At 39.3% G+C, this 13,482-nt stretch carries 14 protein-coding genes; 11 read left to right on the top strand and 3 right to left on the bottom strand.

The annotated features are described in order from the left end of the window. The first annotated feature begins 24 nt into the window (after positions 1–24). From infA to sucD, 11 genes are all read left to right on the top strand, one after another. Positions 25–243: a translation initiation factor IF-1 gene (gene infA / locus IPJ09_08990; protein MBK7371564.1), complete on the top strand. Its 219-nt coding sequence runs from the start codon at positions 25–27 to the stop codon at positions 241–243. A gap of 16 nt (positions 244–259) precedes the next feature. Continuing rightward, positions 260–376, top strand: coding sequence for a 50S ribosomal protein L36 (rpmJ, locus tag IPJ09_08985; GenBank protein MBK7371563.1), 117 nt, complete (start codon positions 260–262; stop codon positions 374–376). A gap of 3 nt (positions 377–379) precedes the next feature. Next, positions 380–757 carry a 30S ribosomal protein S13 gene (rpsM, locus tag IPJ09_08980; GenBank protein MBK7371562.1) on the top strand — a complete coding sequence of 126 codons (378 nt, stop codon included), beginning with the start codon at positions 380–382 and terminating at the stop codon, positions 755–757. Positions 758–775: 18 nt separating this feature from the next. Then, positions 776–1,162 (top strand): 30S ribosomal protein S11, encoded by a 387-nt coding sequence (rpsK, locus tag IPJ09_08975; GenBank protein ID MBK7371561.1) that lies wholly within the window; start codon positions 776–778, stop codon positions 1,160–1,162. Positions 1,163–1,200: 38 nt separating this feature from the next. Beyond that, positions 1,201–1,812: a 30S ribosomal protein S4 gene (rpsD, locus tag IPJ09_08970; protein MBK7371560.1), complete on the top strand. Its 612-nt coding sequence runs from the start codon at positions 1,201–1,203 to the stop codon at positions 1,810–1,812. Between the two features lie 64 nt (positions 1,813–1,876). Then, positions 1,877–2,875, top strand: coding sequence for a DNA-directed RNA polymerase subunit alpha (locus tag IPJ09_08965; GenBank protein MBK7371559.1), 999 nt, complete (start codon positions 1,877–1,879; stop codon positions 2,873–2,875). An 82-nt stretch (positions 2,876–2,957) separates the two neighbouring features. Beyond that, complete coding sequence (gene rplQ, locus IPJ09_08960; protein ID MBK7371558.1) at positions 2,958–3,467, top strand: 50S ribosomal protein L17; 510 nt, start codon at positions 2,958–2,960, stop codon at positions 3,465–3,467. A gap of 170 nt (positions 3,468–3,637) precedes the next feature. Next, positions 3,638–4,759, top strand: coding sequence for a glutamine-hydrolyzing carbamoyl-phosphate synthase small subunit (carA, locus tag IPJ09_08955; GenBank protein MBK7371557.1), 1,122 nt, complete (start codon positions 3,638–3,640; stop codon positions 4,757–4,759). Between the two features lie 7 nt (positions 4,760–4,766). Continuing rightward, positions 4,767–6,053: a phosphopyruvate hydratase gene (gene eno, locus IPJ09_08950; GenBank protein MBK7371556.1), complete on the top strand. Its 1,287-nt coding sequence runs from the start codon at positions 4,767–4,769 to the stop codon at positions 6,051–6,053. A 45-nt stretch (positions 6,054–6,098) separates the two neighbouring features. Further along, the gene (locus IPJ09_08945; protein ID MBK7371555.1) at positions 6,099–6,425 is read left to right on the top strand and encodes a septum formation initiator family protein; all 327 of its coding nucleotides are present in this window, start codon (positions 6,099–6,101) and stop codon (positions 6,423–6,425) included. Further along, positions 6,422–7,297 (top strand): succinate--CoA ligase subunit alpha, encoded by an 876-nt coding sequence (gene sucD / locus IPJ09_08940; GenBank protein MBK7371554.1) that lies wholly within the window; start codon positions 6,422–6,424, stop codon positions 7,295–7,297. Before IPJ09_08945 ends, sucD begins: the two co-directional genes overlap by 4 nt. Positions 7,298–7,335: 38 nt before the next feature. On the opposite strand, the gene porV (IPJ09_08935) is transcribed toward sucD, so the two are convergent. The 3 genes from porV (IPJ09_08935) to porU all read right to left on the bottom strand — a co-directional run bounded on the left by porV (IPJ09_08935) (position 7,336) and on the right by porU (position 13,444). Continuing rightward, complete coding sequence (gene porV / locus IPJ09_08935; GenBank protein ID MBK7371553.1) at positions 7,336–8,553, bottom strand: type IX secretion system outer membrane channel protein PorV; 1,218 nt, start codon at positions 8,551–8,553, stop codon at positions 7,336–7,338. Positions 8,554–8,747: 194 nt separating this feature from the next. Next, positions 8,748–9,932, bottom strand: a complete 1,185-nt coding sequence (porV, locus tag IPJ09_08930; protein ID MBK7371552.1) for a type IX secretion system outer membrane channel protein PorV — start codon at positions 9,930–9,932, stop codon at positions 8,748–8,750. 83 nt (positions 9,933–10,015) lie between these two features. Next, positions 10,016–13,444: a type IX secretion system sortase PorU gene (porU, locus tag IPJ09_08925; protein ID MBK7371551.1), complete on the bottom strand. Its 3,429-nt coding sequence runs from the start codon at positions 13,442–13,444 to the stop codon at positions 10,016–10,018. Positions 13,445–13,482 lie beyond the last annotated feature (38 nt).

The raw sequence follows: 13,482 nt of genomic DNA, 5'->3' as shown, positions 1-13,482 counted from the left end.
TTTGCAGTCCGAAATTTTAATGGGATGCCAAAAGAGGATTTGATCAAACAGGATGGTATCATAGAAGAGGCTTTGTCCAACGCTATGTTTAGGGTCCATCTTGAAAATGATCATGTGATTTTAGCTACAATTTCTGGCAAAATGAGGATGCACTATATCCGACTTTTACCTGGCGATAAAGTAGCTGTAGAGATGTCACCTTATGATCTTTCGAGAGGTCGGATTATTTATAGATATAAGTAAAACTTATTAACAAGTTATGAAAGTAAGAACTTCAATTAAAAAACGATCTGTAGATTGTAAGATCGTCCGCCGTAAAGGCCGGTTGTATGTAATCAATAAGAAAAATCCAAAATTCAAACAAAGACAAGGATAATTTATGGCACGTATTTCCGGTATAGATCTACCAAAAAACAAAAAAGGGTATATAGGCCTTACTTATATCTTTGGAATAGGTACTACCTCATCTAAAAACATCCTGTCTAAGGCAGATATTGATCCAGAGATGAAGGTTTCTGACTGGACGGATGAGCATGTTCATAAAATCACTAAAATCATTCAGGATGATTATAAAGTGGAAGGTATGCTCCGCTCTGAAGTCCAAATGAATATCAAGCGATTGATGGACATTGGTTGTTACAGGGGGATCAGACATAGAAAAGGCTTGCCGGTCAGAGGGCAAAATACTCAAACAAACGCTCGCACACGTAAAGGAAAACGTAAAACCGTAGCTAATAAGAAAAAAGTAACTAAATAACAGATAACTCAGAGTAGCATGGCCCAGGTAAAAAAAGCACGGAAAAGAAAGGTAATTGTTGAATCAGAAGGCATAGCTTATATTTTAGCTAGCTTTAATAATGTGATAGTTACCATTACTAATAAACAAGGTCAGGTAGTCGCTTGGTCTTCTTCGGGAAGGGAAGGATTTAGAGGATCTAAAAAAAATACACCTTTTGCAGCCCAGAAGACAGCATCTCATGCAGCTACTCTCGCACATGAGGCTGGAGTTCGGTCTGCCGATGTGTTTGTTAAAGGACCTGGAAATGGTCGCGAAGCAGCTATCAGAGGAATTAATGATGTTGGTATCAAAGTGGTGACCATCACCGATACTACCCCAATCCCTCATAATGGTTGCAGACCTCCGAAAAAACGAAGAGTTTAATTTTATTCGAATTTAATCTTTCAGATTTATACATTTTTATGGCAAGATATACAGGACCGGTAACCAAGATAGCAAGAACCTTCGGTGAACCAATTTTTGGTCATGACAAATCCTTCGACAAAAAGAAGTATCCCCCTGGGCAACATGGCACTTCTCGTAAAAGAAAACAGAAATCGGATTATGCTGTGCAGCTTAAAGAAAAGCAAAAGGCAAAGCATACCTATGGTCTGTTAGAACGCCAATTTCGTAAAACTTTTGACCTGGCTACCAGAAAACACGGTGTTACAGGTACTGTTTTATTGCAATTATTAGAGTCAAGACTGGATAATACAGTATATAGACTTGGAATTGCTCCTACCCGTAGGGCAGCTCGTCAATTAGTTTCTCACAAACACATCGCTGTAGATGGCAAAATTCTCAATATACCTTCTGCATTGTTAAAGCCGGGCACAGTGGTTGCAGTGAGAGGTAAATCTGCCAATCTAGAACACATTCAAAATCAAATTCATTCTAAATCAGATATCAGAAAATCACCCTGGCTTGAATGGAATCCAGCAAGATTGGAAGGTAAGTTTTTAATTTACCCTCAACGCGATATGATTCCAGAAAGAATTAATGAACAATTGATTGTGGAATTGTACTCTAAGTAATTTTTTTAGAGATTTAAACAATTCACTTTTCATTTTTTTTAATTTAAGAATAAGTCGTAAACATATGAGTATATTAAATTTCCAAAAACCGGAGAAAATAATCCTTCAGAAAGCGAATGATTTCGATGGTGTGTTCGAGTTTAAACCTCTCGAGCCAGGATTTGGTCAAACTATAGGCAATTCTCTCAGGAGGATACTTTTATCTTCTTTGGAAGGCAGTGCTATATCCGGTGTTAGAATTGCGGGCGTAGATCATGAATTTTCGACAATCAAAGGGGTAGTAGAAGATGTGGTTGACATTATCCTTAACCTTAAGCAAGTCCGTCTCAAGAAGGTAAATAATCTTGATGACAATAATGAAGATACCGTATATCTTACTATTAACAGAAAAGATGAATTCAGAGCTGGTGATATTGAAAAATTTACTAATGTCTATAAAGTGATGAATCCAGATCTGCTGATTTGCAGAATGGAGCCTTTCGTAAACCTGGAGATTGAATTGAAAGTTACCAAAGGTAGAGGTTATGTGCCTGCTGATGATGTATATCCTAAAGATGCACCAATAGGGCTTATACCCTTAGATGCTATTTATACGCCTATCAAGAATGTTGCTTACTCTATTTCCAGTACAAGGGTTGGACAGCGGACTGATTACGAAAAACTGACCATAGAATTGCGTACAGATGGCACGATTCACCCTGAAGAGGCTATCAAAGAAGCTTCTCGCATCATGATCCAACATCTGATGTTGATTACAGATGAAAATATTACTTTCAATGATTCAGCCCGAAAAGAGGATACGATAGTTGATGAGCATATTTTACATATGCGTAAGCTATTAAAAACCTCGTTGGAAGATCTTGACCTATCTGTAAGAGCTTATAATTGTCTCAAAGCTGCCAAAATAAATTCATTGGGAGAAATGGTAAAATATGACACCCACGAGTTGTTGAAGTTTAGAAATTTTGGTAAAAAATCTTTGGTCGAAATTGAAGAGCTTTTGGCGACAAAAGGCCTCAGCTTTGGCATGGATTTGGCCAAATATAAATTGGACGAAGAATAATTATTTTAATAAACTTAATCTGCCAATTAGTGTCAAGAGCTTTTACTTAGCTCCACTGTGGCGATGCTAAATTTTTTTAATCATGAGACATGGTAACAAAATCAACCACCTTGGCCGAAAACATGGTCATAGGTCTGCGTTGTTAAAGAATCTTTCTGCTTCTTTAATTGAACACAAAAGAATAAATACCACGCTTGCCAAAGCGAGGGAACTGAGAAAATACCTGGAGCCTCTCGTGACCAAATCTAAAGATAATACGACCCATTCCAGAAGGGTTATTTTTAGCTATATACAAAGCAAAGACGCTATCAAAGAACTGTTTGCAGTGATAGCTCCAAAAATCATGAATCGCCCTGGTGGATATCTTAGGGTGATCAAAACCGGTTGGAGAAGTGGCGATGCTGCAGAAATGGCGTTAATAGAATTTGTTGACTTCAATGAAGTATATGTCAATGGTACCAAGCCAGCTGTAACGGAATCTACTGAAAAGAAAAAGAAAACCAGACGGGGAAGTGGCAAAAAAGCTATATCCACTGCTGAGGTTATCACTGAAGTTGAAGGGACTCCTACGGAGGCTGATACTCAGGAATAATCATCTTGAAGATTATATATTATTTAAAAGGGAGGCTTTGGTCTCCCTTTTTGTTGCTGGACGATACAATAGAATGTCTATTTTATAAAATTTTACATGATCAATCACACCCTAATGCTCATGATTAAATTTTATATTTGTCCTCAATAAAAAACATCAATTGTCATAGAATGACAGAAGCATACTCAAAAGCAGCCCCCGCAATTTTAATGTTAGAAGATGGTACAGTTTACCAGGGAGAGGCTATCGGTATTAAAGGCACTACCTCTGGAGAGCTTTGTTTTAATACAGGCATGACGGGTTATCAAGAAGTTTTTACTGACCCTTCCTATTATGGTCAGCTGCTTATTGCGACCAACGTACATATTGGTAATTACGGAACCAAAGTGACGGAGACAGAATCTTCCTCAATGAAAATTTCAGGCTTAATTTGTAAAAATTTTACCAATGAATACTCCAGAGCAAGGGCTGATCTTTCGATTCAAGACTATTTTTTAAAAGAAAAAGTAGTCGGGATTCATCAAATCGATACCCGTGCTTTAGTCAAACATATCCGAAGCAAAGGTGCTATGAATGCTGTAATCTCTTCTGATATTTTTGATGTCCAGGTCTTGCAACAAAAGCTCAAAGAAACTCCGGACATGAACGGATTAGAACTGGCCAGTAAAGTGACTACTACCGAAGAGTATTTCTTGGGAGACTCCAATGCAAAGTATAAAGTGGCTGTTATGGATTTTGGGATTAAAAGAAACATCCTAAATCATTTATTGGCGCGGGATTGTTATTTACACATTTTTCCAGCCAAAACGCCTGCTGATAAGGTTTTAGATTGGCCAGCAGATGGATATTTTTTATCTAATGGCCCGGGTGACCCTGCAGCTATGGATTACGCAATAGAGACCACCAAGGCTATTTTGGAGACTCGAAAGCCGCTATTTGGGATCTGTTTGGGACACCAGATTCTCGCACTTTCACTGGAGATACCGACTTATAAAATGCATCATGGTCATAGAGGTATTAATCACCCTGTCAAAAATGTTTTTACGGGCAAATGCGAGATTACCTCTCAAAACCATGGCTTTTGTGTCGATCCGGAAATTCTTCAATCCAGATCAGATCTGATCGAAATAACCCATGTTAATCTAAACGACGATACGATAGAAGGAATAAGACTTAAAAATCAGTCAGCTTATTCTGTTCAATACCATCCGGAAGCTTCTCCTGGACCGAATGATGCGCATTATCTGTTTGACCAGTTTATAGAGGAATTAAGTAATCACAAAAAATCATAATCATAAAATGAGTGTAATCGTAGATATTCGTTCACGGGAAATTTTAGATTCTCGCGGAAATCCTACAGTTGAAGTGGAACTGGAGACGGAAAAAGGTGTCATCGGCAGAGCCGCTGTTCCATCTGGAGCCTCTACTGGCAAACATGAAGCGGTAGAGTTACGGGATGGCAATAAAGATAGGTATATGGGCAGGGGAGTGCTGAAAGCCTGCCAGAATGTCGAGGAAATGATCCGAGAGGAATTGATAGGTGTTGAAGTACAGGATCAAAAATATATAGACCAACTCCTTATTGAACTGGATGGCACTCCTAATAAATCAAAACTGGGAGCTAACGCTACCTTAGGTGTTTCACTTGCCGCGGCTAAAGCTGCTGCCAAGGAGAGCAAACAGCCGCTATACCGATATCTAGGTGGTGTCAATGCTCATGTGATGCCTGTACCCCTCATGAATATACTCAATGGTGGTGCACATGCAGATAACAAGATTGATTTTCAGGAGTTTATGATCATACCAATTGGTGCAGATTTTTTTTCAGAGGCATTGAGGATGGGTGTTGAGGTATTTCATAACCTTAAAACAGTCCTTAAATCCAAAGGATATAGTACCAATGTAGGTGATGAAGGAGGATTTGCTCCTAATCTCAATACCAATGAAGAGGCGATAGAGTTGGTGCTGGAAGCCATCCAAAAAGCAGGATATAAACCTGGAGAAGATATAGCAATTGCTCTGGATGCTGCTGCTTCTGAATTTTGGGACGAGACTAAACAACGATATGTCTTTAAAAAGTCGGACAAAAAAGAATTTGATTCAAATGGGATGATTGGCTTTTGGAAAGATTGGTGCTCAAAGTACCCCATCCTATCTATTGAAGATGGTCTCCATGAAGATGATTGGACAGGTTGGACTAATTTGACAAAAGAACTCGGCAATAAAGTACAGATAGTTGGCGATGATTTTTTCGTCACCAATGTGGATAGACTTCAAAAAGGAATCGACACTGATGCAGCTAACTCAATCCTGATTAAAGTCAATCAAATTGGCACTTTATCTGAGACGATAGACGCCATACAATTAGCCAATCGAAACGCCTACACCAGTATTATAAGCCATAGATCTGGTGAAACAGAGGATACCTTTATAGCTGATTTGGCTGTGGGACTGAATACTGGACAAATCAAGACTGGATCTGCTTCAAGATCCGACAGGTTGGCCAAATACAATCAACTACTGAGAATTGAGGAGGAATTGGGTGAGTCTGCAGTTTATCCTGGAAAAGCTTTTATGATAATATAATGATTTATTATAATATATTTGTATCTCATATTCAAATCTATTATCATGAATTATTGGTCTCAGGTCAAGCTTTCAATCAGTAAAATTTTGCCGGATACACTGATAAATAAATTTTTCATAACAGGCATAGCCTTTTTCATCTGGATGATTTTTTTTGATAAAAACAAATGGATCAATCAATGGCAGCTTTCACAGTCTATATATAGGTTAGAGAATGAAAGAGAAAGTCTCAATGGCCTGATTATAAAAGCCAAAGAAGACAAAGCAGACCTGGATCAAAACAAAGAAAAATATGCCAGGGAAAAGTATTTTATGCACAAATCAAATGAAGATCTGTTCATCTTCGAAGAATCTTTAAATAAAAAACAATGAGTGTATTAGTCAATAAAGATAGTAGGGTAGTCGTACAAGGTTTTACTGGAAAGGAAGGAACCTTCCATGCTACTCAAATGATTGAATATGGCACCAATGTCGTCGGAGGAGTGACCCCGGGTAAAGGTGGACAGCGACATTTGGATAGACCTGTTTTTAATAATGTAATCAGTGCTGTCCGCGATGCTGGAGCCAATGTATCTATTATTTTCGTTCCTCCTGCTTTTGCTGCTGATGCTATCATGGAAAGCGCTGCCGCAGGTATTCATGTGATCGTATGCATCACTGAAGGCATTCCTGTACAGGATATGATAAAAGTAAAAGAATACATAAAAGATTTTGATTGTGTTCTCATAGGCCCTAACTGTCCCGGAATCATTACTCCGGATGAGGCTAAAGTAGGTATCATGCCAGGATTTATTCACAGAAAAGGCCATGTGGGTATTGTATCCAGATCTGGTACGCTTACCTATGAAGCTGTAGATCAGGTGACCAAGGCCGGACTCGGCCAATCTACCTGTATCGGAATAGGAGGTGACCCAATCGTGGGTACTACCACTATGGAGGCCGTCAAATTATTGATGAATGATCCTGAGACTGAAGGGATCATCATGATCGGTGAAATTGGAGGCGGTATGGAGGCTGAAGCTGCATATTGGATAAAAGAACACGGCACCAAACCAGTAGTAGGATTTATCGCAGGCCAAACCGCACCAAAAGGTCGGAAAATGGGTCACGCAGGTGCGATCATTGGTGGAGCTAGCGATACAGCAGAAGCCAAAATGAAGATCTTGGAGGAATGTGGCATCACTGTCGTCAAATCTCCCGCCGATATCGGAGAGTCCATGCGATTGCTGCTGGCTGCTAAGTAAAAAATACTTTCATTTACCCTAAGGCCAAATGGCTATTTTCACTGTTGACTTATATCATCAAAGTCAAAAATCAACGAAAATCTAAGCGTATTGGCCAGAGGATCTCTGTTAGTCAGTGATTTTGAAGTAGGTATTAAATACGAAAGATTCATACCAAACACATTGTATTTTACCCCTAAGCCCATAGTCATGTATTGTCGATTACCTTTAAACGGGTTTTCACGGAAATAGCCCGCCCGAAGAGCAAATTGATTGTTGTACCAGTATTCGGTACCAAATGAAAACATCAACTCTTGAAGTTCCTCTTTAAACCCATTAGGAGCGTCACTGAAAGATTTAATCCAGCTTGATACTACATTATATTGTCGATAATCGGGAATCCCGTCTTTGGGACTTACATCGTATTTGGGATGGTTTTTATCCACGATGGGGGTAGGAACCAGTAGTTTAGTGACATCCGAAGTCACAGTGAGTGAATTGTATTCATCAAAATTCCAGGTATAAGCCAGGCCGATACCAAGGTTGGCGGGGATATACTCCTGGTTGTTTTTAGTGTAAGATATTTTAGTTCCAAGATTGGTCAGTGCGAGACCAGCTGTAAACATATTCTCGCCGACAGGGTGTTTGTAGCTGAACGTGATATCGGTAGCACCTGCTACACCGGGTTTTATGTCATTGCCTCCAATGTTTAGGTCGGAGGCCAAAAAGGAGTAGATAAATTTTATGCTTACAGCGGCTGCAAATTCTTCACTCAGTTTTCTCGCATAAGCACCGGTAATCTCTATTTCATTTGGTTTGCCCGAACCAAGAGGTTGTCCATTGTCGTCCGTATAATCGATATTGCCAAGAGAAAAATAGCGTAGACTCCCTCCAAGTGCTTGAAGATCACCGATTTTTGTATACCCAGCTACATAGGCCATGTATACATCCGTCAAACCCAAAGCACGCAACCAGGGAGAGTAAGTAGTTGAGATTGATTTTGGCTTTTTAGCAAAAGCGAGCAAGGAAGCATTGTTATAAATTGAACTTGCATCAGCATCTGTAGCGATACCGGCATCTCCCATTCCTCCAGCTCTTGAGTCAGGTGTAATCCTCAAAAAAGGTACTGCAGTGACAATTGTATTAATACATTCATTGCCCGTAATCTGATCGATCATTTTTTTACTGCCAGGATCATAGACGCATTGTGCAGATACGGCGGTAGATATTCCGAAGATGGCAAAGAGTAATAATGTGCTCAATAAAAGATTTCTCATTCGATCAGGTATAAGTTTAGTTGCGCAAATATACGAATACCTCTTTAATGCTTTAATAGCCAAATTATTATCTGATTACTCTTAAGGTATTCTTAATAGTTTAGAAGTTATTAACAAATACCCGAGATCTCACCTTTACATATCTGATAGGCTAATTCTGATGGTCTAGTCGTTCCGGCGATTTGGCCAGCCGTTTATTCAAAGTCAAAAACCAGTGAAAACCTTAATGTATTGGCAAGTGGATCTCTATTTACGATTGATTTGGAAGTTGGAATTAAGTACGATAAGTTCATGCCGAACACATTGTATTTTACACCCAATCCCATAGTCATATATTGGCGATTCCCTTTATATGGATTTTCACGGAAATAGCCGGCCCTTAAGGCAAATTGGTTGTTATACCAATATTCAGTTCCAAAAGAATACATTAATTCTTGTAGTTCTTCCTTGAAACCATTTGGAGCATCATTAAACGACTTTATCCAGCTTGACACTACATTATATTCCCGATAGTCTGCTATCGTGTTATTATTCTTATCATAATCAGGATGAGAAGGAGCATAAGGAGAAGGCACCATAAGTTTGGTGACATCTGAGGTGATGGTGAGAGAATTAAATTTATCAAAGTTCCAGGTATAAGCCAATCCGAGGCCAATATTTGCCGGTATGTATTCCTGGCTGCTTTTTGTATAAGATATTTTTGTTCCCAGATTGGTGAGCGCCAAACCTGCTGCAAACATGTTTTTACCTACAGGATGTTTATAACTAAAGCTTATATCAGTAGCTGCCGCCACTCCCGGCTTTATATCATTGCCACCTATATTACGATCAGATACCAAATATGAGTAAATAAATTTTAAACTTATTGCCGCTGAAAATTCTTCACTCAGTTTTCTCGCATAGGCCCCGCTGAGTTCTAATTCATTGGGCTTTCCAGATCCGGTACTTTGGGCATTATCATCGAAATAATCAATATTGCCTAAAGAAAAATATCTAAAACTTCCTCCAATAGCCTGTCGATCATTTAACTTAGAGTATCCAGCCAGGTATGCCATAAAAACATCGCTCAAACCCAGCCCTCTCAACCACGGAGAATAACTGGCTGACAAAGATTTGTTTTTTTTGGCAAAAGCTATCAAGGAGGCATTGTTATACATTGACGCTGCATCAGCTTCAATGGCGATACCTGCATCGCCCATGCCTCCGGATCTTGAATCAGGAGTGATTCTAAGGAAGAGCACAGCGGTGACTACAGTATTGGCGCACTCATTTCCAGCGAGATCCCTCATACATTTACAGGATGGATCGTAAATACATTGCGCAATAGAATTATTATAAGAAATAAATAAAATCAGGACTCGGAGTATACATTTTTGCATAAGATATAGATTAAAGAAGGATTTATTCGATCCGACAATCAAATCTTAAATGAATAAAAAGCTAAAATATTATCAGTTAACGCCTAAGGAAATCTTAAAATTTTAATGCCTTTGGTATCAATCCTTTTGTTTCCTTGTAGGATTTCTGTCATCAGTACATACAAGCCATCAGGAAGGTTTTTGTTTAATTGGAGTCTAATGTCTACTACCGGTGCAGGGCTCAAAAACTGCTCCTTGCTATATAATATCTGTCCGGAAGAAGTAAGCAAAGAAATTTTTACCGTGGCCGTACTTACGCTTGAAAGATTATGTACAAGTTGAGCATTGATGACATCAGTAAACGGATTGGGGTATGCTGTCAAACTTAATATATGAGTTGGAGCATTTGGATCTATCACCACAAAACTTATAACAGCCTCTGAAGAATTATTGGCCACATCCCAGGCTCTCACTTTAAGATGATGTAATCCGGGTGCCAATCCGGTGAATGGGAAAGTTACTTTTCCGGATTTGTAATCTCCCTGGCTGGCTATATAAAATTCATTGAGCACATATTGTTTGTTGTCATCCAGTACTGCTATCAGATCATGGCCTATACTATTCCCTGTGGCATTGATGCCATTTTCATCATAGATATTAACCAGTAGTAAGGGGTTGGGATGGGTCTCCTCTCCATCGATAAATTGATAGTGGTTGATATAGAGTTTGATTTCTGGTCCTGATTGATCACTGATTTGATTTTGGGAGCCTCCGATGATAAGGTCGCTGTAAGATCCGGTGGCTTCCACGCTATCAAGGCTGTTGGCAAAATAGCTGATTTTACCAGGCCCATAACTATAATCTATATCCCGGGGCACGACAAACTGTATTTCAAAACGACCTTTTTCTACAGAGGCATTCCCTTTAAATAATACGCTGTTTTGCACCTGAAATGGCCGCGGCAGACTGTTATCATTTTGCCCCAAAGTCTTGACTACAGATTTTTTATCATAAAGAGTCACACTAACATTACCGTAGAAGTCTTCAAGTAATTGTTGTCGTTCTGAAGTTATCATTCCTTTTATGGTCAGTAATTGCAGAGATTTAATTGTATCCCGTACTCCATTGACCACAGCTCTGCTATTAATATGGGTAGTAACGACCTTGTTAGACGGTATTGACAATCGTTGTGTTGGATCACCTATCAAGGCAAATTTTCTGGCATTGGTTCTGTCAAATCCATTGCTGGAAATTGTATTTTTTGCTTTTTGCATGATCGTACCGAGAGTCAAAGGCCTGCCGTCATCATCTTTGAGAAATAGATTGTCAAAAACCGCCAGGGTCAGGATCCTATTGGAGGAGGAGTAGACATTTCTGACCGTCGTGAGCAAGGCAACAGCCCCTCCATATGTACTTCTCAACAGTGCTTCTCCAGTGGAGCTGACATTAGGATCGTCAAAAGGTGCAAAAGAGCAAGTCGCAGTAATGACTACAGGCAGTCTATCCTTATTTGACCAGGATTCTACATCGGAGTTACGCAGCAAACCTTCTTGTGAAAGTCCTTTGGGACCACCGTGCCCCAGGTAATTAAATACCAATAAACCTTGAAAAATATTCTTGCTAAGGCTCTCATTGGCCCCGGGTATAATCTCTCCACCGGCCCCGGATATTTGCTTAAACGCATCCAGGTATATTTTTTGAACATTGAATTCAGGGTGGGCTTTTTCTAAGCCGGAAGATACCTCTTCAGATTGTTCCAGGTGAATATTCGAATCTTCATCATCAGCAGAAAAAGCTATGCGAAGCTTCCAATCATTTTCAGATCCCAGGAGATCATAGTGGATTATTTTATCAATGATGGTATTAGCTTCGTCTTTGGATCTTACCGGAATTCTACCCACAGCAATATCAAGATCACCTAATAAATCTGTTCCTCCCTCTCCTTCTTCCAAGAGTCCGAAATAATCATCTGAAGGAAAAGCAAATATGGGTGATAGGGATTCGTCTGTCTCATAAACGGGTATAAAATTTTCGTTCTTTAAGTCTTTATTGAGCCCTAAATAATCGTAAGATCCATCTCCCAGGAGTACTAAATATTTAAAATCAGGATCATTCAAATAACACTGTCTGGCAAAATTTCTAATGGCCGTGGGGTCAGGTCGCCCGGCGGCATATTCGATAAATACTTTATCGATGGATATAGGTTCAGTATTAATTGCAGAATATTGGGTACGATGTGCCGCGAGTTTTTTTGCTGCGTCCTCAAAATCCGGATAATACAAGATGATAGAGGACACTCCAGAAATAGAAGCCAGATCCTGATTTTTTATTTTTGGCCCTTTCGTTGGGCTTTCTATGGCCGCAGATTTATCAAATATCATGAATATGCCCTGGCTTTGGCTGGCATCATGATAAAATTCCGCGTTTCCATTGACGATATTATACCCGGTCTGTATAGGGTTTAAGGGAACAGCAATATTCCAAATAGATAAAGTAGGTATTGCCTGAGCTATACTGTATATGTTCTTTTTATTAGTGGCATCGGGGTTGAAAAGTCTAAAAGGCCTGCCTGCCCAAGTCAGAGGATGGTAAAAATTGGCAGTTATGTAATTTAACCATCCTTCACTGGGCTGAACCGAATTAGGGTAGTCGATACTTATAGACATTGGCGAGGACATCTCCGTGGTCACTACTTGATGTGTTTCCCGAGCTATATCATCTTCCACATCACCTGTCAGTGTGGATTGGATAGTCAGCTTAGTTTTTTGATTGTTGATCTGGAATATCAAGTCTGTATAAGCATCGGATCTCCCTGCAAATCCTATTTTAAACAATGCAGTCGAACCTTGTAGACTGTTTTGAAAATCAAAAGCTGAAGAATAATCTTTCTTTCTCAAAGTCTTAAAGTAATCACCATACCATTGTTTGCCGGAGCCATAGGTGACCGTTCTTCCAGCCAACAAATTGACTTTTTCATCTTCAAAGTGTTGTACCTCGAGATATTGACTTATTGGATTGGCCGAACCAAATGGCTCATCGGTTTTTGAAGCAATTCTTTTTCCAGCAGTGTTGCCCCATTTCAAAAGAAAATTTGCAGTCCGGCTATAATGGTTTTTTTTGACCAGAAGCATATGGTCTGCCTGGTTCCACGATTTTTCGTCCGGACCTGATGCATAGAAGAGGATATAATCTTTAGTGTCGAATTTTCCATCTTGACCTCCATCTATTAAGACGCTTACTTCCTCTAAACCGGTTTTAATACCAAAAGGCACTACTTCATCGAGCATTCCACCGTCCAATCCATATAGTTGAATATTTTTAGGATCTCTGTTATCAATATTTGGGACACCCAGTTCGTTCTTTAAGAAATTATAATCTAATTTGAATATACCTTCATGGGTAACAGATAGTTGATAGATATCACCTTCGGCCAACACAGAGGGTTCTATAAAATGATTAAAATGATTCAAAGAATACTCTCTAAAACTACTGAAAAGGAGGATGCCTGTAATGACAAGAAAGGATCTAAACATTGGTTAATTCAAAGTTACGGTTATATTTATATCTGGAT

The organism is Saprospiraceae bacterium, assembly GCA_016709995.1.
Taxonomy (GTDB): Bacteria; Bacteroidota; Bacteroidia; order Chitinophagales; family Saprospiraceae; genus JADJLQ01.
Note: the sequence above shows the minus strand (reverse complement) of the source record. Positions and strands in the feature narration are given on the sequence as shown.

Coding starts and splice junctions, on each gene's coding strand:
- infA (MBK7371564.1), top strand. CDS start 25: ATGCCAAAAGAGGATTTGATCAAACAGGATGGTATCATAGAAGAGGCT.
- rpmJ (MBK7371563.1), top strand. CDS start 260: ATGAAAGTAAGAACTTCAATTAAAAAACGATCTGTAGATTGTAAGATC.
- rpsM (MBK7371562.1), top strand. CDS start 380: ATGGCACGTATTTCCGGTATAGATCTACCAAAAAACAAAAAAGGGTAT.
- rpsK (MBK7371561.1), top strand. CDS start 776: ATGGCCCAGGTAAAAAAAGCACGGAAAAGAAAGGTAATTGTTGAATCA.
- rpsD (MBK7371560.1), top strand. CDS start 1,201: ATGGCAAGATATACAGGACCGGTAACCAAGATAGCAAGAACCTTCGGT.
- IPJ09_08965 (MBK7371559.1), top strand. CDS start 1,877: ATGAGTATATTAAATTTCCAAAAACCGGAGAAAATAATCCTTCAGAAA.
- rplQ (MBK7371558.1), top strand. CDS start 2,958: ATGAGACATGGTAACAAAATCAACCACCTTGGCCGAAAACATGGTCAT.
- carA (MBK7371557.1), top strand. CDS start 3,638: ATGACAGAAGCATACTCAAAAGCAGCCCCCGCAATTTTAATGTTAGAA.
- eno (MBK7371556.1), top strand. CDS start 4,767: ATGAGTGTAATCGTAGATATTCGTTCACGGGAAATTTTAGATTCTCGC.
- IPJ09_08945 (MBK7371555.1), top strand. CDS start 6,099: ATGAATTATTGGTCTCAGGTCAAGCTTTCAATCAGTAAAATTTTGCCG.
- sucD (MBK7371554.1), top strand. CDS start 6,422: ATGAGTGTATTAGTCAATAAAGATAGTAGGGTAGTCGTACAAGGTTTT.
- porV (MBK7371553.1), bottom strand. CDS start 8,553: ATGAGAAATCTTTTATTGAGCACATTATTACTCTTTGCCATCTTCGGA.
- porV (MBK7371552.1), bottom strand. CDS start 9,932: ATGCAAAAATGTATACTCCGAGTCCTGATTTTATTTATTTCTTATAAT.
- porU (MBK7371551.1), bottom strand. CDS start 13,444: ATGTTTAGATCCTTTCTTGTCATTACAGGCATCCTCCTTTTCAGTAGT.